Source organism: Streptomyces sp. CA-111067, assembly GCF_050956065.1.
In the GTDB taxonomy this organism is placed as follows: Bacteria; Actinomycetota; Actinomycetes; order Streptomycetales; family Streptomycetaceae; genus Actinacidiphila.
Genome location: NZ_CP192103.1, coordinates 4,332,112 through 4,355,153 on the forward strand (window position 1 = coordinate 4,332,112; position 23,042 = coordinate 4,355,153).

Here is a 23,042-nt window from a genome sequence, read left to right on the forward strand (position 1 = left end):
ACCCCACACGACAAGGCGGAACGCATGACGAAGAACAGCCCGGCCGCGGCCGCTGAGCACTGGACCGGCATGGTGCCGGTCGACGACTCGGCCCTGGCCGTCACCGACACCGGCGGCTCCGGTGTCCCCGTGGTCTACCTCAACGGCCAGTTCGCCACCCAGGGGTACTGGCGGCGGGTCGTCGCCGAACTCGGCGCGCAGTGGCGGCACATCACCTACGACGAGCGGGCCCGCGGCAGGAAGTCGAAACGCTCGGCGGACTACTCCTTCGAGGCCGCCGTCCGGGACGTCGACGCCGTGCTCGCGGCCAGGGGCGTGGACCGGGCGCTGGTGGTGGGCTGGTCCTACGGGGCGTTCGTCGCGGCGCACTGGGCCGGCCGCAATCCCGAACGTGCCCTGGGCGCGGTCCTGGTGGAGGGCGCGCAGCCGCACGACTGGCTGGACGAGGCCATGGAGCAGCGGATCCGGAAGACCTTCCGACGGCTGAACCTGATCATGCCGCTGCTGCGCCCGACCGGCCTGACGCCGAGGATGAACGCCGCACAGATGGCCGAGTGCAACATCGAGCTCGGCAGGCTCGCCCGCGAGCGCGAACTGGGGCCCGTACTGGACGGCATCACCGTCCCGGTGCGGTATCTGGTCGCCTCGGGGGCGTCCCTCGGCAGCAAGGGCGACGAGCAGGAGCGGATCCGCGCCAGCCTGGACGCGGTGGTGGCCCGCAACGCGAACATCAAGATCAGCGCGAAGGTCGCCAGCAACCACGACGCGATCCTCAAGAAGGACTACCGGGCCGTCGCCGAGGCCGTACGCGAGATCGTCGCGCTCGGCTCGGAGGCCGTCGGCTCCGAGGCACCGACGAACCAGGCACCGACGAACGGGGCCCGGCCGGCATGACGGGGGTTCCGGAGTCGCCCGGCTCTCCCGCGCACAGCGCGGCGGGGGCGCCCCGGGTCCGGACAGCCCGGCGCGCCGCGGAGCGGCCCACGGGGGGCGGCTCGGCGGCGTCGCGAGGTCGGCTCGGTGGCCGGGGTCAGTCCCAGATCATCGGGGTCAGTCCCAGATCATGTTGAGCGGGCTGACGGTGGCGGCGCCGCCGGCGGCGGGCTGGGTGGCGGCGGCCGGCTGCGGGGCGGCCGAGGCCGCTGAGGCCGCGGGCGTCAGCAGGGCGAGGGCGAAGGCGGCGGCGAAGGTGGCGACCGCGGCGGCCTGGGAGAGACGGGTGCGGGACATGGGGGTGTCCTGTTCTGTCGCTGAGGGGTGGAGTGTTTCGGTCCGGCGACGCGTCCCGCGGTGACGTGTCCCAGCCGGTTCGGCGGGTTCCCCCGTCGGCGATCACTACTTTCCCCGCAGGTCAAACCAAGGGGAAGCGGGTTCGGCTGGACGGAAAGGGCCCTGGCCGGTTATGGCCTGGACCCGCCGCACACCTGCGTGCCCCTCGAATCCCCGGGCGACTGCCCGGGCCCGCCCCGCGCCACCTGCGGCCGTCCGCGACGGCGCCCCCGGCGGCCGCTACGACTGGACGCCCCGCCTCTCCGCCGCGCCGTAAGCGGGCTGTGCGGCGCCGTAGGCGGGCTGCGACGCGCCGTACGCCGGCTGCGCGGCACCCCGCGCCTCCGTCACGCCGTACGGCAGCATCAGCGGCACCTGCCCGTCGAGCACCGCCCACGCCCGGAGTTCGGGGCGCAGCCGCAGTGCCCGCGCGCAGACCGCCGCGGCCACCCGCTCCGCCGCCTCCAGGAAGTCGGCGATCACGTAGACACCGAGTACCGGGTCCGGGCGGGCGTTGCGGTGCACGGAGACGTGCTCCACACCGTCGTCGAGCCCGGCCGCCGCACGTACCCAGGAACCGGTCTGCTCCGGCAGCGCCCGACCGAGGGCGCCGCGCAGCCGAACGTGCACGAGATACATGACGTCGAGCGTGCCAACGTCCGGCGACGGGGAACAGTCGCAACGGCGGGCCCCTTCCGGCAATGGCCGGAACCGTCCAACTTGCCCATCAACCCGCGCGCCCCCGGACAGGTTTGCGACAATAACCCTCCGTGCCTGGTGGTACAGACATCTACTCCCCGGGGGGTCGCGCATGCTCACGATGCTCGGACTCGACACCGCGTCAGAAGCGGTCTACCGAATCCTGCTCGCCCACCCTCAGCACGGCGTGTCCGCGATCGGGACGGCGACCGGTCTGCCGGAGGACGACGTCCGCACCGCGCTCGACACGTTGAGCGAACTGGCGCTGACCCGCCCGTCGCACGAGGACGACGGCCAGCTGCGGGCGGTGCCGCCCGAGCTCGGCATGGAGATCCTGCTCGCCCGCCAGCAGGCGGAACTCGCCGCGCAGCAGCAGCGGTTGGAGGCCTCGCGGGCCACCGCGGCCCAACTCATCGCCGAGTACGCCGATTTAAGGCCACGGGCCGCGAGCCCCGGCGTCGAGCAGCTGGTCGGCCTCGACCAGATCAGGGACCGGCTGGCGACCCTGACCCGTGAAGTCACCACCGAGGTCATGACGTTCGCGGCCGGCGGCGCCCACACCCAGCGCGGGATCGACGCGGCCCGGCCGCTCGATCAGCAGCTGCTGGGCCGCGGGGTGAAGATCCGCACCGTCTACCAGGACAGCGTGCGCAACCACCCGCCGACGATCGGCTACGTCGAGTGGCTGACCACGCAGGGGGCCGAGGTCCGTACGGTGCCCACGCTGCCGACCCGGATGATCGTGATCGACCACCGGCGCGCGGTGATACCGGTCAGCAGTGACGACACGGCGGCCGGCGCGGTGGTGCTCACCGGGCAGGGCACGCTGACGGCGCTCTGCGCGCTGTTCGACAGCGTGTGGGCCGGCGCGCAGCCGCTCGGTCCGCCGCCGGCCCCGGCCGACAATGGGCTGACGGCGCAGTCGATGGCCGTACTGACGCTGCTGGCGGAGGGGCACACGGACGAGTCGATCGCCAAGCGGCTGGCCGTGTCGCCGCGCACCGCGCGCCGGCTGGCCACCGACCTGATCGAACGGCTCGGAGCGCGCAGCCGTTTCCAGGCCGGCGTCAAAGCGGTGCAGCGGCACTGGCTGCCCGCCGAATAACCCGCACACCGAGAACGCACCAAGCACTCCCGGCAGCGATTTCCGGAGCTGACAATTCCGGAACCGGCAATTCCGGGGCCCATAAAGCGGCGATTCCGCCGCAGCAGAGCTGTATGGGCCACGAAGCCGCAGGTACGCGTTATGCGAGCACCGTTGGACGGATACGGCCCCGGCCGCATCCGTCCAGCTGGTGAGCCTTCCGCGCCCCCCGGAAAACCGCGAATGTAAGGCCGCCGACGAGCGGCGGGCAAAGTCCCGCCGCCGAAGAAACCGTCGGCGGCAATTCGCACGGCACGCACCCCGCGAAACACCACGCGAATTCCTCGCGCGCCTTTCGCTGCCCTTTTCCGGTCCTCACCGCCAGGAGTGCACCCATGTCCCGTAAGCGCTTAGCCACGAACATCGCCGTGATCACCGCCCTGGCCTCGGCCGGGCTGACCGGCCTGGTGGCCGCCCCGAGCGCGTCCGCCGCGTCGAGCGCCGGCGGCACGATCGACCGCAGCGAGGTCATCTCGCGGGCCAAGAACTGGTACGACCGCAACATCCAGTACAGCCAGACCTCGTACGCCTCGGACGTGGACGGCGGGCACACCTACCGGCAGGACTGCTCCGGCTTCGTGTCGATGGCCTGGCACATGACCACCAGCGCCAACACCAACACGCTGCCCGGCTACGCCAACACGGTGTCCGACAAGCACAGCCTCAAGCCGGGTGACGCGCTGAACGACATCGGCGACGGCCATGTGGTGCTGTTCGTGAAGTGGCTGGACCAGAGCGCGGGCACCTTCGCCTTCTACGAGGAGGCCAACCCGTCGATCGACATGGAGTACGGCACCGGCGACGTGGACGGCGGCAACATCGCCGGCTGGCCCGCGTCGCACTACACGGGGCTGCGCTACAAGAAGATCGGCGCGGACTCCCCGCCGCCGCCCCCGAAGCACTGGACGCTGCACACGCTGGTGACCACCTCGCAGCGGGTCTACCACGCGCAGCGCGCGGACACCGGGACGTGGACCACGTTCGGCAACGTGGAGGGCCAGAGCGGCTCGATCGGCGACATCGCGGCGGTCGCCGACGCCGGCATCAGCGACGACACGCACGTCCTGGCCGTCACCACCGACGGCAAGCTGATGCACGCCATCCGCTACGGCGACGGCTCCTGGTCGCCGTTCCGGAACGTGGAGGGCCCGGTCGGCCAGCTGCCGGCCGCGGTCACCGATGTCGCCGCGGTCTCCATCGGGCAGGAGCTGCACGTGGCGGCGGTCGCGGGCGGCAAGGTCTACCACACCATCCGGCACGCGGACGGCACGTGGGACGACTGGGGCAACGTCTACGGCAAGACCGGTGACGCGGGGGTCGCCAGTGCGGTGTCGCTGGCGTCGCTGAACGGTGAGCTCGACATCGCGGTGGTGGTGCCCGGCACGGTCAGGAACGCGATCCGGCACGCCGACGGCACCTGGACGCAGTGGGGCAACGTCGAGGGCCAGGCCGGCGACACCGGCGACCCGACGGACGTGGCGGTCGCCGCGGTGGACGGCGACCTCCAGATGATCGTCCTCAGCAACGGCGGCACGAAGTACCAGCACACGCTGCGGCACAGTTCGGACGGTTCCTGGGAGCCGTTCCGCTCGCTGACCGTGACGCTGCCCGCCGGCCTGACCCTGGAGTCCGTCGGCGCGGCCCGGGTGGACGACGAGCTCCAGGCCACCTTCGTCACCTCCGACGGCCGGCTGCTGCACACGATCAGGCACAGCGACGGCAGCTGGATCGACGCGAACTCCAAGGCGCTGACGGGGGTGACCGGCACGATCGTGACGACGGCGGACACGGGCACGGTGGACTAGCCGCCGGGGCCCGGCCTCAGAGGGCGAAGAGCCGCGCCGCGTTGTCGTGGCAGACGGCGCGGAGCCAGGCCGGGCCGAGGCCGGTGCGCTCCAGGGCGTGCAGCGCGTCCGGGTACGCGTACGGGATGTTCGGGAAGTCCGTGCCGAGCAGCACCCGGTCGCCGAGGTCGGCCAGCCGGGGCAGCGCGGCCCGGGGGAAGGGCGCGGCGGACTCGCTGAAGTCGGTGAAGGCCATGGTGGTGTCGAGCATGACCCGCCCGAAGCGTTCCGCCAGGCCGAGGAACTCCTCGTACTCCGGCATCCCCAGGTGCGCGACGACCAGTCGCAGCCGGGGGTGCCGGGCCAGCAGCGCGGCGATCGGGCCGGGGCCGGTGAAGGCCGCCGGCACCGGCCCGGAGCCGCAGTGCGTCACCACCGGGACGCCGGTCTCGGCCAGCAGGCCCCACACCTCGTCCAGCAGCGGGTCGTTGGGGTCGAAGCCGCCGACCTGGAGGTGGCACTTGAACACCCGCGCGCCCTGGCCGAGCGCCCGCCGCACGTCCTGGCCGGCGCCCGGCTCGGCGAAGAACGTCGCCGTGTGCAGGCAGTCGGGGGTGCGGGCGGCGAATTCGGCCGCCCAGTCGTTGAGCGAGCGGGCCATGCCGGGCTTGTGCGGATAGAGCATGGACGTGAACGCGCTGACGCCGAAGCCGCGCAGCACGTCGAGCCGCTCCTTCTCCGCCGCGCGGTACGCGATCGGCCAGCGGCGCCCGACCAGCGGGCCGGCCGCGTCGAAGTACGCCCACACCTTGGCGAGCAGCCGCTCCGGCATGAAGTGGGTGTGCACGTCGATCAACGAGTCCAGGCCGAGGGACCGGCGGAAGGCGGCGACGGCGGCGCGCTCTGACATGCTCGGCAGCTTATCCAGCCGGGATTGGACCAACCGAGTGGCGTTGATGTGAATATCGGCGAATCCCGGGTGCGGCTCACGTGAATCCGTGCTGGCTTCCCCATGATCAGATCTGTCAGCTCACCGTATGACGAGATCGAAAGAGGACCTGGATCATGGCTGTCACCGGTATCACCTCGTTCTGGAGCGCGTTCGTGAGCGTGCTCCTCAAGTGCGTCGCCGCGCTGGGGTTCGCGACCCCCGCCCGTACGAAGGTCCAGCCGGTGGCCCCGGCTCCGGCCGCCGCCCCCGCGGTCGCCGCGACCCCCACCGCGCCGCGGACCGGGACCCTGCTGCCGGCGCCGCGCCGGGAACGGGAGCGGTCGCTGCCGCCGACGATGAAGCAGCGGATCAGGGCCGAGGCACACGGCGCCTCACCCTCCGCGCGCAGCGTGCTCAGCGGGGACGTGTTCACCGACGCGATCGACGCCTACGAGGACCGCGACGCCCGCGAGCGGCGCACCGGCGCGGACCGCGCACCGGAGCCGGCCGTCTGCTGACCCCGCCCCCGTACGCAGCGCGAACACCGCACGACAGACCCTCCTGCACCACCGGTACGACTCGTGGAACCCGTAGGAACAGCACGACCCGCACCACCTGTGTGTGAGACGCACCACCCCAGAACTTCAGACCTGCGGTGACGCCTGCCGCTTCTGTACGCCCCCCGGCCGTACGACCCGTTCCCACGGGCTCGGCTGAGCGGCCGTCCGCACCTTTGTGCGGAGGCCCGGCGCGGAGTACGGGAGGATGGGGGCGTGACCTCAACCATCGAGCCCGGCGGGCAGCCCCAGTCCCCTGATCCGGACGCCGCGTTCGCCGCGCCTTCACCGCGGCTGATCGCCACGGACCTGGACGGAACGCTGCTGCGCCGCGACGGAACGGTGTCGCGCCGCACGGTCGCCGCGCTCGCCGACGCCGAAGCGGCCGGGATCGAGGTCTTCTTCGCGACCGGACGGCCGGCCCGCTGGATGGGCGTGGTCGCCGAGCACCTGGCCGGCCACGGCATGGCGATCCTGGCCAACGGAGCCGCGGTGTACGACCTGCGGCAGGACCGGCTGGCCGAGGCGTTCCCGCTGGCCGCCGCCGACGCCCTCGCGGTGGCCCGCGCCCTGCGCGAGGCGGTACCCGGCACCACCTACGCGGTCGAGCGCGGCGACGGCATGCTGCGCCGGGAGCCGGACTACGTCACCCTCGAACCGATCCCCGACGTGCTCTGCGCCTCCGTGGACGAACTGCTCGCCGACGACAGCGGAGGCCCGCTTCTGAAGCTGCTGGCCAAGCACCGCACGATCGATCCTGACGAATTCCTGGCGACCGCCCTGGCGGTGGCCGGCGGCCACGGCGAGATCACCCGGTCCAGCGAGTCGGCGCTGCTGGAGGTCAGCGGCACCGGCGTCAGCAAGGCCACCACCCTGGCCCGCTGCTGCGCGGCGCGCGGGGTGACCGCCGCCGAGGTCGTCGCCTTCGGGGACATGCCCAACGACCTGGCGATGCTGGAGTGGGCGGGCACGTCCTACGCGGTCGCCAACGCCCACCCGCACGTGCTGGCGGCCACCACGCGCCGGACGGCGTCCAACGAGGACGACGGCGTCGCCCGGGTGATCGAGCGGATCATCGCGGCCCGCCGCCCGTGACGCCGCTGCTTCAGCCCGCGTCCCCGCTCGCGCCCGTGACGCCCCGGGCGGACCCGGGACCTGCGGCCACCGCCTCCGGGGGCTGGAGCTGGGCCTCCCAGACCACCGTCGTGCCGCTCCCGTCAGGCCCGCGCCCGTACGTACTCGTGCCGCCGAGCGCCTCCGCCCGCCGCAGGAGGTTGCGCAGGCCGCTGCGCCGTCCGCCCTCCTGGATGCCGACGCCGTCGTCCGTGGCGGTCATCCGGACGCCGCCGCGGCCGTCGGGGAGGGTGACCGTGGCGTCGATGTCCACCTCGATCTTCGAGGCGCGGGCGTGCCGGAAGGCGTTGGAGAGCACCTCGCGCAGCGCCGCGACCAGGTTGCGCGCGGTCGGCTCGACGACCAGCGTGTCCACCGCGCCGCTGAACCGCACCGACGGCTGGAAGCCCAGTGGGACGGCCGCGGTGCCGATCTCCCGCAGCACCCTGGCCCGGAAGCCGGACGGGGCGTCGTCGTCCTCGCCGTGGTGCAGCGCGTAGACGGCGGTGCGCACCTCCTGGATCGTGGCGTCCAGCTCCTCCACCGCCTGGCCGATCTTCTCGCCGACCTCGGGGGTACGGGACCTGCGGCCGGCCCCCTCCAGCATCAGGCCGGTGGCGAACAGCCGCTGGATGACCAGGTCGTGCAGGTCGCGGGCGATCCGGTCGCGGTCCTGGTAGACCGCGAGCCGTTCCCGGTCGCGCTGGACGTCGGCCAGGACGAGGGCGAGCGCGGCCTGCTTGGCGAACTGGGTGGCCAGGACGCGTTCGGCGTCGGTGTAGTGGTGGGCGCCGTGCGCGCGCGGCAGCGCCAGGATGCCGATCACCCGGTCGTTGTTCTCCAGCGGCAGCATCATGCACGGCCCGAACCGGCTGGCCAGGTTGGTCCTGGTGCGCGGATCGGTGGCGCAGTCGTTGATGAAGACGGGCTCGCCGCGCAGCAGTTGCGCGGCGATCGGGCTGTCCGAGGTCAGCACGGTGCCGGCCATCGTCCCCGGATCGCCGGTCTCGGTGCGGTCGTCGGCGGCGGCCACCACGACCACCAGGTCGTCCTCGGTCCCGTCCTGGCGCCGGTCCGGCACCAGCACCAGGGCCGCGGCGGCCTCCGCGAGCTTGCGGGCCTCGGCCGCGACGACGTCCATCGCGGCGCTGCCCTCGACGCCGGTGAGCAGCGCGGTGGTGACGGCAGCCGAGCCGCTGATCCAGTGCTCCCGCTGCCGGGTGGCCTCGTAGACCCGGGCGTTGCCGATCGCGATGCCGGCCTCCAGCGCGAAGATCCGCAGCATGCGCAGGTCCTCGTCGGTGAACTCGGCGCCACCGCGCTTCTCGGTGAGGTAGAGGTTGCCGAAGATCTCGGTGTGCACGCGGATCGGCACGCCCAGGAAGCTGTGCATCGGCGGGTGGCCGGGCGGCAGGCCGGAGGAGCGGGCGTCGGCCTTGAGGTCGGCCAGCCGCAGCGGGACCGGGTGCCTGATCAGCTCGCCGAGCAGGCCGGTGTGGCCGTCGGGCAGCCTGCCCATGGCGGCGGCCTCCTCCTCGCTGATGCCGAACGTGATGAAGTCGGCGAGCGCGGCGGCGTCGGGCTTGAGCACGCCGAGGCCGGCGTAGCGGGCGCCGGCCAGTTCGGCCGCGGTCTCCACGATCCTGCGCAGGGTGGCGTGCAGGCCGATGCCGCTGCCGACGGAGACGACGGCTTCCAGGAGCTCGGGCAGCCGGTCGGTGATCCGGGAGCTGATGTCCTGGAAGCTCAGGACGGTGGGGTCGGCGGCCCTCGTGGAAGCCTTGTCTGCGGTGCCCTTTTTGTCCGTCATGGGGGTCACGGTATTTCGTCCGCCGGGCCGGACCCGGTCAAGCCGCGACGGTCACCGCGACCCGTCGCGGGGCCGCCGCCGCGTCGGTGGCCCGCTCCCGCTCCAGCGTGCGGCGGAACGGGCCGTCGGCGGCGGCCAGTTCGGCGTACGTGCCGCGCTGCACGACCCGGCCGCGGTCGAGGACGACGATCTCGTCCACGGCGTCGGCGCCGTCCCGCGCGGCGAGGCCGGCCAGCCGGTGGGTGATCAGCAGCGTCGTGACGCCGCGGGTCGCCGCCAGCAGGTCGGCGGTCAGCGCGTCGGCGGTGGCCAGGTCCAGGTGCTCGGCGGGTTCGTCGAGGACGAGGACGGGGAAGCGGGCCAGCAGCGCGCGGGCCAGCGCGAGGCGCTGGCGCATGCCGCCGGACAGCCGGGCGCCGTGCTCGCCGACCGCGGTGTCCAGGTCGAGGTCGAGCCGGGCGGCGGCCAGCGCCTCGCGCAGTTCGGCGTCGTCGGCTCCGGGCCGGGCCAGGCGCAGGTTCTCCCGCACCGAGCTGTCGAAGACGTGCGCATCCTGCGCGCACAGGCCCACCAGGCGGCGGACGTCGTCGCCGTCGAGCTCGGCGGCGGGCCGGCCCGCCAGGGTGTACGTGCCCTCCTCGGCGTCCAGGAAGCGCAGCAGTACGTGGGCGAGCGTGGTCTTGCCCGCGCCCGAGGCGCCGACCACCGCGATCCGGCGGCCGGCGGTGAGGGTGAGGCTGACGCCCTTGAGCGCGGGGGCGGTGCGGCCCGGGTGGCGGGCCGTCAGACCGCTGACCACCAGCGGGAACGGGGTCGCCGGCGGCTCGGCGGGCGCTTCCGGTTCGCGGACCGGCGCGGGCGCGTCCAGTACGTCCCGCACCCGGTCGGCGGCCCGGCGGCTGCGCTGCCGCTGCTGGGCGGCGACCGGCATCCCGGCGACCGCCTCGAACGCGGCGAGCGGGGTGAGGACGACGACCGCGAGCAGCACGCCCTTGAGGTGGTGGGCCTGGACGGCGTGCAGGCCGGCGGCGGCACAGGCCGTCACCGTCAGGCCGCCGACCAGGGCGGTCAGTCCGGCGCCGAGCGCGGTGGCGGCGGCCGAACGGGCCGCGATCCGGGTCAGCGTGCGGTCCGCGGCGGCGGCCTCGCGGCGGCGCTCGGGCAGCGCGCCCGCCACCGTCAGCTCCGCGGTGCCGGTGAACAGCCCCAGCACCCGGGCCGACAGCTCGCCGCGCGCCGGGGCCAGCCGGGCGGCGGTGCGCCGGGCCACGGCGGCGGACAGCGCCGGCACCGCGGCCCCCGCGAGCAGCAGCCCGGCGGCGAGGATCAGCCCGGCGGCGGGCAGCAGCCAGCCGACGAAGGCAGCGGTGGCGGTGGCCGCCAGGCCCGCGGTGATCGCGGGCAGCAGCCAGCGCAGGAAGTAGTCCTGCACGCCGTCCACGTCGGCGACCAGCCGGGACAGCAGGTCACCGCGGCGGGCCCGGCCGAGCCCGCCGGGAGCCAGCCGCTCCAGCCGCCGGTAGACGGCCACCCGCACCCCGGCGAGCGCCCGGAACACCGCGTCATGCCCGACCAGCCGCTCCCCGTACCGGAACACGGCCCGCCCGATCCCGAACGTCCTGGTAGCGGTGACCGCCACCATCAGATAGAGCACGGGCGGCTGCTGCGACGCCCGGCTGATCAACCACCCGGACGTCCCCATGAGCCCGACCGCGCTCAGCAGCGCGACCGCCCCGAGAGCGCAGGCAAGCACAAACCGCCGCCGGAACCCGGTGACACCGCCGAGGCCGCCGTCGCTGAGCCCGAGCAGGCTCCGCCCGGCAGGCCGGAGGCCGCGGCCGCGGGCATGCTGTGTGTCGTCGTCCGCCCGCCGGTCGGCGGCGCCATGATCGGGCGCGCGCCGGTTGGGCACGGCGGCGACGGGCAGCGTCCCAACCCGCCGACCGGCCGCTGCCACGGCTGGCGGCCGGGGGTCCGCCATGGAGCCGGTCCCGCCCGGGCCATCTCGCTGCTCGTCGTGCGGCCGGCCGGCCGGGGCCGTCACGCCGGCACGCGGAGCGCCGGCTTCGGCCCGCCCGTCGCCGGCCGGCTCCCGCTCCGGCTGGCCGGCGTCGACCTGCACCCGTCCGCCGACGGGCCGGGCTTCCGCCTGCCGGGCGGCAGCCGCGCCCCCATGACCGGGCTCGCGCTCGGCCGCAACAGGCGCCGTCCCTGCGCGGCGGGCGGCGGCAGCCGTGGCGCCGGCGCCGGCGCGGTCGCCGGGCGACCCCTCTCGGTCCGCTGCCGCCTCCGGCGAGAGGTGGAGCACGCGGTCCGCCAGCGGGAGGAGGGCCGGGCGGTGGGCGATCAGCAACGTGGTGCGGGAGCGGGTCAGGTGGCGGAGGGTGGCGATCACCTCGGCCTCCGTGTCGCCGTCGAGGTTGGCTGTCGGCTCGTCCAGCAGGAGCAGGGGGCGGTCGGTGAGGAAGGCGCGGGCCAGGGCGATGCGCTGGCGCTGGCCCGCGGACAGGCCGGCGCCGTCCTCGCCGATCAGGTCGGCGGGGGAGGCGAAGTCCAGTGCGCCGGCGTCGGCCAGGGCCTGGCGGACGGCGGTGTCGTCGGCGTCGGGGCGGGCGAGGCGGACGTTGTCCGCGACCGTGCCCGCGAACAGGTGCGGGCGCTGCGGCACCCAGGCGATCTGCCGGTGCCAGGACGCCTGGTCGAGTCCGGCGAGGTCGGCGCCGTCCACCAGGATCCGCCCGGCGGCGGGGGCCGCGAAGCCGAGCAGCGCGTTCAGCAGCGTCGTCTTGCCGACCCCGCTGGGTCCCGTGACGGCGACCGTCTCGCCGGGCGCGAGCGTGAACGTGGTGGCGGCGAGCACCCCCTCGTCCCGCACCGCGAGCCCCCGCACGCTGATCACGGCGGTCCGCAGGTCGGGCGCCGGGGCGCCGGCCCGGGCGGCGGCCGGCGCCGTCTCCAGCACCTCGAAGACCTGCTCCGCCGCGGCCAGCCCCTCCGCCGCCGCGTGGTACTGCGCCCCGACCTGCCGCAGCGGCAGATACGCCTCGGGCGCGAGCACCAGAATCAGCAGCCCGGTGCGCAGCGACAGCTCCCCGTGCACCAGCCGCATCCCGATGCCGACGGCGACCAGCGCCACCGACAGCGTCGCGAGCAGTTCGAGCACGAACGAGGACAGGAACGCGATCCGCAGCGTCTTGAGCGTGGCGCGCCGGTAGTCGCCGGTGATCGCCCGGATGTTCTCGGCCTGCGCCTTCGCCCGGCCGAACACCTTCAGCGTGGGCAGCCCGGCGACGACGTCCAGGAAGTGCCCGGACAGCCGCCCGAGCAGCCGCCACTGCCGGTCCATCCGGTCCCGGGTGACCCAGCCGACCAGCACCATGAACAGCGGGATCAGCGGGAGCGTCACCACGATGGTCGCCGCCGACACCCAGTCCGCGGACCCGATCCGGGCGATCACCACCGCCGGCACCACCACCGCGAGCCCCAACTGCGGCAGATAGCGGGCGAAGTAGTCGTCCAGCGCGTCCACCCCGCGGGTGGCCAGCGTGGTCAGCTCGCCGCTGCGCCGGCCGGTCAGCCAGCCGGGACCGAGCGCGGTCGCGTGCGCGAGCAGCCGGCCGCGCAGCTCCGACTTCACCGCCGCCCCGGCCCGGTACGCGCACAGCTCGGTCAGCCACGCCACCAGCGCCCGGCCGACCGCGACGGCCGCCAGCCACAGCAGCTCACCGCGCAGCGCCCCGGCCCCGTCCCCGTGCTGGAACCCGCCGACCACCAGATCGGCGATCAGCGCCGCCTGAGCAACGATCAGCCCGGCCCCGGCCAGCCCCAGCGCCACCGACCCGGCCAGAAACCACCGGGTGGTCCGCGCGTACCGCAGCAGCCTCGGATCAACAGGTTTCACGTGAAACATCGCCTTTCGAGCTGTCTCGACGTATCCAGGCCATGCGCGCCGTATGTTCCACGTGGAACATCAGTGCGCCGCGTTCGCGATGTGCTGCGTGCCGATCCGCTTGCGGAACACCCAGTACGTCCAGCCCTGGTAGAGCAGCACCAGCGGCAGAGCCACGGCCGCACACCAGGTCATGATCCGCAGCGTGTACGGGGTCGCCGACGCGTTGCTGACGGTCAGGTTCCAGTCGCTGTTGAGCGAGGACGGCATCACGTCGGGGAAGAGCGCCAGGAAGAACATGGCGACCACCGCGGCGATCGTCACGCCGGACAGTCCGAACGACCAGCCCTCCCGGCCGGCCAGGTTCGCGCCCAGCGCGGCCACCAGCGCGGCCACCGCCACGACCAGCGCGACCAGGCTGCGGCCGTTGCCGGTGTGGGCCTGGGTCCAGACCAGGAAGACCACCGCGAGCACCGCCGTGATCAGCCCGACCCTGGTGGCCGTCGCCCGGGCCCGCTCCCGGATCGGGCCGACCGTCTTGAGCGAGACGAACACCGAGCCGTGGAAGGTGAACAGGGCCAGCGTGACCAGCCCGCCGAGCAGCGCGTAGCCGTTCAGCAGGTCCCAGAAACCGCCGACGTACTCCTTGCTGGCGTCGATCTTCACCCCGCGGACGATGTTGGCGAACGCCACGCCCCACAGGATCGCGGGCACCAGCGAGGTCCAGAAGATCGCGTGCTCCCAGTTGCGCTGCCAGCGCTCGTCGTCCCGCTTGGCGCGGTACTCGAAGGCGACCCCGCGCACGATCAGGCAGACCAGGATGACCAGCAGCGGCAGGTAGAAGCCGGAGAACAGGGTGGCGTACCACTCGGGGAAGGCCGCGAAGGTGGCGGCGCCCGCGGTGATCAGCCAGACCTCGTTGCCGTCCCAGACCGGGCCGATCGTGTTGATCAGCACCCGCCGCTCGGTGCGGTCGCGGGCCAGCAGCCTGGTGAGGACGCCGACCCCGAAGTCGAACCCTTCGAGGAAGAAGTAGCCGGTCCACAGGACCGCGATGATGACGAACCAGACGTCGTGCAGATGCATGTCGCGCTCCTCGCGGCCTAGTAGGAGAAGGCCATCGGCCGGTCGGCGTCCGCGTCGCCGTCACCGCCGCCGCCGATACGGGTGGGGGACCGGCGGTCGTCGTCGGTCAGCTCCGGCGGGCCCGCCTTGGCGTACTTCGCCAGCAGCCGCACCTCGACCACGGCGAGCACCCCGTACAGCAGGGTGAAGACGATCACCGAGGTGAGCACATCGCCGGTGGACACGTGCGGGGAGACCGCGTCCCGAGTGCGCAGCACGCCGTAGACCACCCATGGCTGGCGGCCGGTCTCGGTGAAGATCCAGCCCCAGGAGTTGGCGAGCAGCGGGAAGACCATGGTCAGCAGGGCGATCCGCCAGTACCAGCGGCCCAGCTTCTCGCCGAGGGACATCCCTCTGGTCAGCATCAGGTGCGGCACCTCGTCCTCGCCGGTGCGGTGCTCCGGCGCCACCCAGAACTTCCGCCGGGTCAGCCACAGCCCGGCCGCGCCGACCCCGATCGACACCACGCCGAAGCCGATCATCCAGCGGAAGCCCCAGTAGGCGACCGGGATGTTGGGCCGGTAGTCGCCGGGGCCGTACTTCTGCTGCTCGGAGGCGTTGACGTCGTTGATGCCCGGCACGTAGCTGGTGAAGGAGTCGTCGGCGAGGAAGGACAGCAGGTTCGGCAGCTCTATCTCGACGCTGTTGTGCCCCTTGGCGACGTCGCCGTACGCGAAGATCGAGAACGGCGCGCCCTTCTGGCCGTCCCACAGCGCCTCGGCCGCTGCCATCTTCATCGGCTGCTGCTTGAACATGACCTTGCCCAGGGTGTCGCCGCTGATCGCGGTGAGCGCCCCGGCCACCACCGCGACCACCAGCGCCAGCCGCAGCGAGGAGCGCATCACCGGGATGTGCTGCTTGCGGGCCAGGTGGTAGGCGCAGATGCCGATCATGAACGCGGCGCCGGTGAGGAAGGACGCGGACATGGTGTGGAAGAACTGGGCGAGCGCGGTGTTCTGGGTGAGCACCGCCCAGAAGTCGTTCAGCTCGGCCCGCTTGGTCTTGGGGTTGTAGTGGTAGCCGACCGGGTGCTGCATCCAGGAGTTGGCCGCCAGGATGAAGTACGCCGACAGGATCGTGCCGAGCGAGACCATCCAGATGGTGCCGAGGTGGATCTTCTTGGGCAGCTTGTCCCAGCCGAAGATCCACAGCCCGATGAAGGTGGACTCGAAGAAGAACGCGATCAGCGACTCGAAGGCCAGCGGGGCGCCGAAGATGTCGCCGACGAACCGCGAGTAGGCCGACCAGTTCATCCCGAACTGGAACTCCTGGACGATGCCGGTGACCACACCCATGGCGATGTTGATCAGGAAGAGCTTGCCCCAGAACTTGGTGGCCCTGAGGTACTTCTCGTTGCCGGTCCGCACCCAGGCGGTCTGCAGCCCCGCGGTGCACGCGGACAGCGAGATCGTCAGCGGGATGAACAGGAAGTGGTAGACGGTGGTGATGCCGAACTGCCAACGGGCGACGTCCAGTGGCCCCAGAGCCAGCTGCTGCACGATACGCCTCCTTTTGCGTCTTACCTGATGAGCTTGTGAACGTGAATACATTCACAAGCTCAGTTTACGCACAGCAGTTCGCCCCCGTTCACCGGGGGGTGAACGGGGGCGAAGGCGCAGGTGGAGCGGGCCTCAGGGGGCAATCACCCAGGGGCGCGGGGAACTGCGCGAACGGCCACAGCGGACTCGCGGACGCCGGCCGGCCTCAAGGGGCTACAGCTCCTTGCGGAACGCCTCAGCCGTGCGCAGCAGCAGATCGTTCGCCTCGGTCTCACCGACGGTGATCCGCACGCCCTCGCCGGCGAACGGCCGGACCGTCGTACCGGCCCGCTCCGCCGCCGCGGCGAACTCCGCGGTGCGCTCCCCCAGCCGCAGCCAGACGAAGTTCGCGTGCGTCTCGGGCACCGTCCAGCCCTGGGCGGTCAGCGCCTCCACCACCCGGTGCCGCTCCGCCACCAGCGCGGCCACCCGCTCCAGCAGCGCAGGCTCCGCGCGCAGGCTGGCGATCGCCGCGTCCTGGGCGAGCTGGCTCACCCCGAACGGCACCGCCGTCTTGCGCAGCGCGGCCGCCACCGGCTCGTGCGCCACGGCGAAGCCGATCCGCAGCCCGGCCAGGCCGTACGCCTTGGAGAAGGTGCGCAGCACGGCCACGTTCGGGCGGTCCCGGTACAGCTCGATGCCGTCGGGCACGTCGGGGTCGGTGTTGAACTCCCGGTACGCCTCGTCCAGCACCACCAGCACGTCGGCCGGCACCCGGTCGAGGAACCGTTCCAGCGCGGCCCGCCGCACCACCGTGCCGGTCGGGTTGTTGGGGTTGCAGACGAAGATCAGCCGGGTCCGATCGGTGACCGCGTCCGCCATCGCGTCCAGGTCGTGCGTCTCGGCCGCGTCCAGCGGCACCTGCACCGGCCGGGCGCCGCTGATCCGGGTGATGATCGGATAGGCCTCGAAGGACCGCCAGGCGTAGATCACCTCGTCGCCGGGCCCCGAGGTGGCCTGTAGCAACTGCTGTGCCACGCCGACCGAGCCGGTGCCGGTGGCCAGATGCCCGGCGGGCACGTCGAAGCGCTCCGCGAGTTCGGCGACCAGCGCGGCGCAGGACAGGTCCGGGTAGCGGTTGAAGGCGCCCGCGGCGGCGGTGGCCGCCTCCAGCACTCCGGGCAGCGGAGGGTACGGGTTCTCGTTGGAGGACAGCTTGAAGGCGGGCCCCGAGTCGGAGTCGCCGTCGCCACCGGCCGGGGGTCGCCCGGGTACGTAGGTGGGGATGCCGTCCAGTTCCGCGCGCAGCTTGGGGGTCATGGCCACACCTTACGAGGGGCGCGGACGGCTGGGGAGACCACCCGCTCCCGGAGCACGCGCCCTGGCGTGCGCGGTGGCGCGCGTCCCCCGTAGGAGTGAGACGCCGTCGCTCGATTCGCTGAACCAATGACCGGAGGATCGACGGAACGAGGGTCGGATGGCGGCGTGCGCGGGGCCTGCCGCCTGCATATGCCAGAGAAACCCCGTTATTCGATCTTGCAGAAACCTATCTTCAGGGGGGTTCAGGAGGCGGAGGCTGGATGGACCAGCACCGCCCTACTATCGGCACGCCATGACAGCAGCAGGGAACCACCAGGCGAGCCGGCCCATCGGACGCCGGCTGGAGCGGGCGGGCATCAGGGACGTCGCCGCCGCCGCCGGAGTCTCGATCACGACTGTCTCCGACGCACTCAACGGCAAGGGCCGACTGCCCGACGCCACCCGACGCCATGTACGGGAGGTCGCCGACCGGCTGGGCTACCGGCCGTCCGCCGCCGCCCGCACGCTGCGCACCGGCCGCTCCGGGCTGATCGGGCTGACGGTCACCACGTACGGCGAAGAACCGTTCACCTTCACCGAGTTCGCGTACTTCGCGGAGATGGCGCGGGCCGCCACCTCCGCGGCGCTCGCCCGCGGCTACGCCCTGGTGATCCTGCCCGCCTCCTCCCGGCACGACGTGTGGGGGAACGTGGCGCTGGACGGCACCGTGGTGATCGACCCGTCCGACCAGGACCCGGTGGTCACCGAACTCGTCCGGCAGGGCGTGCCGGTGGTCAGCGACGGCCGCCCGGCCGGCAGCCTGCCGGTGCACGCCTGGGTGGACAACGACCACGAGGAGGCCGTGCTCGGCATCCTCGACCACCTCGCGGAGGCCGGCGCCCGCCGGATCGGCCTGCTCACCGGCACCAGCACGGACACGTACACCCGGCTGTCCACCACGGCCTACCTGGAGTGGTGCGAACGGGTCGGCCAGGAGCCGGTCTACGAGGCGTATCCCGCGCACGATCCGTGTGCGGGCGCGGTGGCCGCCGACCGGTTACTCGCCCGTCCCGACCGGCCGGACGCCGTCTACGGCCTCTTCGACCCCAACGGCACCGATCTGCTCGCCGCCGCCCGCCGCTACGGCCTGCGGGTGCCGGACGACCTGCTGCTGGTGTGCTGCAGCGAGAGCACCGGCTACGCGGCCACCGAGCCGCCGATCACCACGCTGTCGCTCAAGCCGCGGCGGATCGGTACGGCGGTGGTGCAGCTGCTGATCGACGCGATCGAGGGTGTCGGTCCCGCGCACCCGGTGCAGCAGGTGATGCCGACCGAGCTGATCATCAGAACGTCCTCCCAGCGCCGCGCGCACCGCACGACGGTGAGCCATCCGCGCGGTCCGGCCCGCGACGAAGGGTGATCGCGGCCCGACCAGGGGGACTAAGGGATGTTTTGTCTGCGGCCTGCAAAAACCAGGCGCCCCGGTATGTCACAACGCGACAGCGGCATTCCTATGATGGGCGGATGGCGGCGCGATCGTGGAGGGGTCGATGACTCAGGGGGCAGGTCAGGGGTACGAACCCGGTTCCGGGTACGAACCCGCGCCCGGCTACGGGGCGACGCCCTCCTATGAGCCGGCCGCAGGGTACGGAGCGGGGGCGGTTCAGCCGGTCGCGGGCGGGTTGCCGCCTGTTGGCGGGGAGACGGTCGCGGGCTCGGGCGCGGCCCGGGTCGCGGGCGCGGGTTCCGTTGCGGGCTCGGGTTCTGTTGCGGGCTCGGTCCCGGTTTCGGGCGCGGTCCCGGTTGCGGGCGCGGCTTCCGTTGCGGCGGGCGGGCAGCCTTCCGGGGCCGTGGAACCGTCCGCGGGCGGGCTGGGCCAGGTGGGCGTGCAGAGGTCCGCGGGCGCATCGGAGCACGCGGGGGCGCATTCCCCTGTGACGGGTGCGCCGGTCGCGAACTCCGGCCGGGAGCACGTCGAGCCGCAGCTCGACGCCCCGCTGGGCGCCGAGGCGCGCGAACCGCTGGCCGCGCAGGGCTCCGTGCCCCCGCCGCCACCGCCCGCCGCGTCCGCGCCCCCGCCGGCACCCCTCGCGCCCCCTTCCGCGCCCCCCGGCTACGAGCCCACCCGCCGGGACACCCAGCTGGTGCCCGACGGCTACACGCCGACCGCCCAGGACCTGCCCGTGATCAGCGCCTCGCCCGACCCCGGCGACCAGCCGCCAGGACCGCTCTTCGTGGTCGGCGACGTGCACGGCTACCTGGCAGAACTGCTCGCCGAGCTGGCCGCGCAGGGCCTGGTGGACGAGGAGGGCCACTGGTCGGCGGGCAGCGCCAGGCTGTGGTTCCTCGGCGACTTCACCGACCGCGGCCCGGACGGGATCGGCGTCATCGAGCTCGTCATGCAGCTGTCCGCCGAGGCCGCCGCGGCCGGCGGCTACTGCCGGGCGCTGATGGGCAACCACGAGCTGCTGCTGCTCGGCGCCCACCGGTTCGGCGACACCCCCGTCAACTCCACCGGCGGCACCGCCTCGTTCCTGGCCGCCTGGCGGCTCAACGGCGGCCAGACCACCGACATGGAACGGCTGGAGGACCGCCATCTGACCTGGATCTCCCGGCTGGACGCGGCCCATCTGACGGACAACCACCTGCTGGTGCACTCCGACACCACCGCGTACCTGGACTACGGCCGCAGCATCGAGGAGATGAACGACGCGGTCACCGGCGTGCTGCAGCGCGGCGACGCCGACGAGTGCTGGGACCTGTTCCGCAAGCTCACCAAGCGCTTCGCGTTCCGCGGCGACGGCGGCCCGGACGCGGCCCGCGAGCTGCTCGGCACCTTCGGCGGCAAGCGGGTGGTGCACGGCCACAGCCCGATCCCGTACCTGCTGGGCGAGGTCGGCGGCGAGTACCAGGGCGACGGCGAGGAGCACAGCCGTCCGGTGGAGGGGCCGATGGTCTACGCGGAGAGTCTGGCGATGGCGATGGACGGCGGCGTGACCATGGACGGCCGGCTGCTCGTCGCGCGGCTCCCGACGGTCGGCTAGCCGCCGGCCCGGGCGGGGGCGCGCGGATCGGTCCGGGCGCGGGTCGTACGGTTCCCGCCGGCCGCCCGAGGCGCGGGTCGTACGGTTCCCGCCGGTCGGTCAGCCGCCGGCCGGCCCGGACCCACGCACCGGTGCGACCGGCAGACCCGATCCGTGCAGCGCCCGACACTCCACATTTCCTGGTTGCGCCCTGTCACGGCCTGACCGTCGGCTCTACCATCGGCTGTATCCGTAGGCACACCGCTCTCCGGGCACTCGGCCGGCCGAGCCGGTTCCCCCTCCAGGGACACCGGCCGCGCACGGAGAGTCGGAGCATCGGGGGATGCAGCATGACCACCGCTCCACACCTGCTCAACGAGGACCGCCCCGACTTCTCACACGTCCTGGACGACGCGCTGCGCATCGTGCTCGAGGACGAGGAGGGGCTCGCCGGCGGCAGCACCGGGCCCGCCGGCCGCCGGGACGAGGCCGCCGGGCGAGACCCGATGTCCGGACGTGACGGGCTGACCGGCCGTGACGGACTGGCCGGGCGAGACGGGCTGCTCAACGCCGAGCAGTTGCGCACGCTGGCGCTCGCCGCCGCCGAGGAGATCAGCCGGCAGGCCGCCGCCGAGTACCACGAGTACGTGATGCTGCGCGCCGAGACCCGGGAGGACGCGCGGGAGTCGGCGTCGCTCCGGGACAGCCGCAGGTTCGGCTACGCGGCGATGGGGGTCGCCGACGAGGCCGGGTCGGGGGCCGGCCTGGCCGCCGTCATCGCCGTGCTGACGCCGCTGCTCGCCGGTGCGGCGGCGGTCATCTTCCTGCTGATCGGCTACCTGCTCAGCGCGGTGTCGCCGGAGCCGGCCATCGCGTCGCCGTTGCGCACGGCGGGCTGGTTCTTCGCGATCGTCACCGGCGCGGCCGTCCTGCTCGGCGGGATCGGGCTGCTGCTCACCGCGCTGCGGGACGGTTCGTCGGCGATCCACGACTCGCCGGAGGCGCTGCCGCCCGACGTCGCACGGGCACGCGAGCGGTGGCACCAGGCGCTGCTCGACCGGGGCATGCTGCCCTTTCTGGACGAGGCGGTCGCGAGCGCGGCCCTGACCCCGGCGCCCGAGCCGCCGTCGCCGTTCCCGGCGGCCCGGCCCGCCTCGCGGATGCCGCACCTGGGCTACTCCCGGCCGGACTTCTCCTCGCCGCAGGACCCGCAGTCCGCGCCGCGCCACCAGGGGCCGCGCTACTCCAGCCCCGACTTCACCAGCCCGGACTTCGGCGGCCCGGACAACGACCGCTAGCCGGGCGCCGGCGACCGGGCGCGCCGCCCGGATGGGCGCGCTGCGCTCGCGGGGCGGCCCGGGCGTTGTTTGACTTCTTCCGTACCTGGTCAGCACGGGATCAGAACGGTTCACGGGTCACGGGCCTGCACGTGATCAGTACGGGAGAAGCCATGCGCGTCCGCCGCCGTCCGCTCGCAGCACTGTGCACGATCGCCCCGCTCGTCCTGGTGGCGTCGGCCTGCTCCGACTCCAACGCGGGCCCGGTCGTCGGCACCCGCGGCGAGGTCTTCACCCGCTCGATCACCAACCCGCCCCAGGGCAGCGGCAACTGCACCACTTTCGGCACCGGCGGCGTGGACCACGTCACCAACCACACGACCGTGGACATCCGCCTCTACCGCGGCACCCACTGCACCAGCCCGCTCGGAAGCCGCAGCGACTATCTGGCCACCACGTTCTCCCTGAACACCGGCGGCACAGGCGTCTGGCGCAGCTTCTCCACGGTGGGCTGGCCCCCACCCCTCCCCCCGAACGCCAACTGACCCGGCCCGCTACGCCCCGCCCTCCGCGGGAAGGGTGATGAGCGCGATGCCCCCGGGCTGGGCGACGGCCAGCCGGGTGCCGTCCGGATGCAGGGCCGCGACAGGCGTCGGGATGTGGCCGCCCCCGTAGCTGCCCTCCCAGCGGGGCACCTCGACGGCGGGCCACTCCGCCACCACGGCACCGGTCATGACGTCGACCAGCCGGGGGTGCCCGTGCAGCGACACGACCGTGTCGCCGCGCCCGATCAGCATGCCGAGGCAGAAGCCGACCCGGCTGCGCCGAAGCCACCGCCCTTCGGCGAGCGACCACACCCCCAGCTCCCACGGCCCGAGGTCGGGCTGCTCCTCGTCGTCAAAGCCCTCCTCGCCGGTCGCCACCGCCAATCGGTCGTCGTCGAGCCAGCAGGCGGAGACCACCTCGGCGTCGATCCCGGGGGCCATGCGCAGCAAGCCCGGCCCGTCCAGCACGACGGCGTCCGCCAGCGCCTCCCTCAGGCTGAAGACAGCGGCGATTCCGTAAGGAGCCCACACCCAGCCCGCCGACAGCAGGTGTGTCCCGCCCGGGCTGACCGCGAGCTGCGAGTGGAAGACGTCCTCCGGCGCGCGGACCCCACGGGTGAGCCGCTCACCCGACTCCGCGTCCTCGATCTCCAGGACCTCGTAGCGGTCCGGGCAGTGCACGAGGATCTCCCGCCCGTCCGGCAGCGCCCCGAGCGCGACCGGGTAGTCGAAGTCGCCCGCGTGATAACTGCTCCGGTGCAGCTCCCGGACGAGCCGGTCCCCGTCGAACAGCAATGCGTCGGTCCCGCGCTCGCCATAAAGCACGGTGAACCGCCCGGACGGCGAGACGACACACCGGTCAACGCCCACGTCCGCAGCCCCCAGCCCCGCCGGCCCCCCGCGCTCCACCCCGTCAACGCCCCACCGCCGCCCCCCGCCCACCACATCGACGAGCTCGTCCCCTTCCCAGACAAGCGACCGCACCTCAGCCCCCACCGTCAAACTGATCACCACCCCACCCCTCTCGTCCGCCCCCGGAACCTCAGCCCCACCCAGTGCCGGATGCCGACGATACGACGTGACCCGGGCCGGCGAGCGC

At 73.3% G+C, this 23,042-nt stretch carries 18 protein-coding genes; 9 read left to right on the forward strand and 9 right to left on the reverse strand.

The features are described 5' to 3' along the window. Positions 1–24 precede the first annotated feature (24 nt). Entirely contained in the window at positions 25–894 is an 870-nt protein-coding gene (locus ACQPW6_RS18845; RefSeq protein WP_433890805.1) for an alpha/beta fold hydrolase, read from the forward strand. A 156-nt stretch (positions 895–1,050) separates the two neighbouring features. On the opposite strand, the gene ACQPW6_RS18850 is transcribed toward ACQPW6_RS18845, so the two are convergent. Continuing rightward, positions 1,051–1,230 (reverse strand): hypothetical protein, encoded by a 180-nt coding sequence (locus ACQPW6_RS18850; RefSeq protein WP_433890806.1) that lies wholly within the window; start codon positions 1,228–1,230, stop codon positions 1,051–1,053. 279 nt (positions 1,231–1,509) lie between these two features. Further along, the gene (locus ACQPW6_RS18855) at positions 1,510–1,908 is read right to left on the reverse strand and encodes a hypothetical protein (protein WP_433890807.1); all 399 of its coding nucleotides are present in this window, start codon (positions 1,906–1,908) and stop codon (positions 1,510–1,512) included. A gap of 172 nt (positions 1,909–2,080) precedes the next feature. Here ACQPW6_RS18855 and ACQPW6_RS18860 point away from each other — a divergent pair, with 172 nt between their 5' ends. Beyond that, entirely contained in the window at positions 2,081–3,073 is a 993-nt protein-coding gene (locus ACQPW6_RS18860; protein ID WP_433890808.1) for a LuxR C-terminal-related transcriptional regulator, read from the forward strand. 374 nt (positions 3,074–3,447) lie between these two features. Further along, positions 3,448–4,917 (forward strand): hypothetical protein, encoded by a 1,470-nt coding sequence (locus ACQPW6_RS18865; protein ID WP_433890809.1) that lies wholly within the window; start codon positions 3,448–3,450, stop codon positions 4,915–4,917. A 16-nt stretch (positions 4,918–4,933) separates the two neighbouring features. Here ACQPW6_RS18865 and ACQPW6_RS18870 read toward each other — a convergent pair whose 3' ends face one another. Beyond that, positions 4,934–5,806 (reverse strand): amidohydrolase family protein, encoded by an 873-nt coding sequence (locus tag ACQPW6_RS18870; RefSeq protein WP_433890810.1) that lies wholly within the window; start codon positions 5,804–5,806, stop codon positions 4,934–4,936. 155 nt (positions 5,807–5,961) lie between these two features. On the opposite strand from ACQPW6_RS18870, the gene ACQPW6_RS18875 reads away from it, so the two are divergent. Then, positions 5,962–6,345 carry a DUF6344 domain-containing protein gene (locus tag ACQPW6_RS18875; RefSeq protein WP_433890811.1) on the forward strand — a complete coding sequence of 128 codons (384 nt, stop codon included), beginning with the start codon at positions 5,962–5,964 and terminating at the stop codon, positions 6,343–6,345. Positions 6,346–6,600: 255 nt separating this feature from the next. After that, entirely contained in the window at positions 6,601–7,479 is an 879-nt protein-coding gene (locus ACQPW6_RS18880; protein ID WP_433890812.1) for an HAD family hydrolase, read from the forward strand. A 10-nt stretch (positions 7,480–7,489) separates the two neighbouring features. Here ACQPW6_RS18880 and ACQPW6_RS18885 read toward each other — a convergent pair whose 3' ends face one another. The 5 genes from ACQPW6_RS18885 to hisC form a co-directional block, all read right to left on the reverse strand. Further along, positions 7,490–9,307 carry a GAF domain-containing protein gene (locus ACQPW6_RS18885; protein ID WP_433890813.1) on the reverse strand — a complete coding sequence of 606 codons (1,818 nt, stop codon included), beginning with the start codon at positions 9,305–9,307 and terminating at the stop codon, positions 7,490–7,492. Positions 9,308–9,344: 37 nt separating this feature from the next. Next, positions 9,345–13,208 (reverse strand): thiol reductant ABC exporter subunit CydD, encoded by a 3,864-nt coding sequence (gene cydD, locus ACQPW6_RS18890; protein ID WP_433890814.1) that lies wholly within the window; start codon positions 13,206–13,208, stop codon positions 9,345–9,347. Positions 13,209–13,277: 69 nt separating this feature from the next. Next, on the reverse strand, positions 13,278–14,282 hold the full coding sequence (gene cydB / locus ACQPW6_RS18895; RefSeq protein WP_433890815.1) for a cytochrome d ubiquinol oxidase subunit II: 1,005 nt from the start codon (positions 14,280–14,282) through the stop codon (positions 13,278–13,280). Between the two features lie 17 nt (positions 14,283–14,299). Further along, positions 14,300–15,820 (reverse strand): cytochrome ubiquinol oxidase subunit I, encoded by a 1,521-nt coding sequence (locus tag ACQPW6_RS18900; protein ID WP_433890816.1) that lies wholly within the window; start codon positions 15,818–15,820, stop codon positions 14,300–14,302. A 213-nt stretch (positions 15,821–16,033) separates the two neighbouring features. Next, a complete protein-coding gene (hisC, locus tag ACQPW6_RS18905) occupies positions 16,034–17,119 on the reverse strand; it encodes a histidinol-phosphate transaminase (protein WP_433890817.1) in 1,086 nt (361 codons plus the stop codon). Positions 17,120–17,411: 292 nt separating this feature from the next. On the opposite strand from hisC, the gene ACQPW6_RS18910 reads away from it, so the two are divergent. From ACQPW6_RS18910 to ACQPW6_RS18925, 4 genes are all read left to right on the forward strand, one after another. Continuing rightward, the gene (locus ACQPW6_RS18910) at positions 17,412–18,518 is read left to right on the forward strand and encodes a LacI family DNA-binding transcriptional regulator (RefSeq protein ID WP_433890818.1); all 1,107 of its coding nucleotides are present in this window, start codon (positions 17,412–17,414) and stop codon (positions 18,516–18,518) included. A 514-nt stretch (positions 18,519–19,032) separates the two neighbouring features. Beyond that, positions 19,033–20,142 (forward strand): metallophosphoesterase, encoded by a 1,110-nt coding sequence (locus tag ACQPW6_RS18915; RefSeq protein ID WP_433890819.1) that lies wholly within the window; start codon positions 19,033–19,035, stop codon positions 20,140–20,142. A gap of 329 nt (positions 20,143–20,471) precedes the next feature. Beyond that, entirely contained in the window at positions 20,472–21,419 is a 948-nt protein-coding gene (locus tag ACQPW6_RS18920) for a hypothetical protein (RefSeq protein ID WP_433890820.1), read from the forward strand. Between the two features lie 152 nt (positions 21,420–21,571). Continuing rightward, on the forward strand, positions 21,572–21,943 hold the full coding sequence (locus ACQPW6_RS18925) for a hypothetical protein (protein WP_433890821.1): 372 nt from the start codon (positions 21,572–21,574) through the stop codon (positions 21,941–21,943). Between the two features lie 9 nt (positions 21,944–21,952). Here ACQPW6_RS18925 and ACQPW6_RS18930 read toward each other — a convergent pair whose 3' ends face one another. After that, positions 21,953–22,813: a hypothetical protein gene (locus ACQPW6_RS18930; RefSeq protein ID WP_433890822.1), complete on the reverse strand. Its 861-nt coding sequence runs from the start codon at positions 22,811–22,813 to the stop codon at positions 21,953–21,955. Positions 22,814–23,042 lie beyond the last annotated feature (229 nt).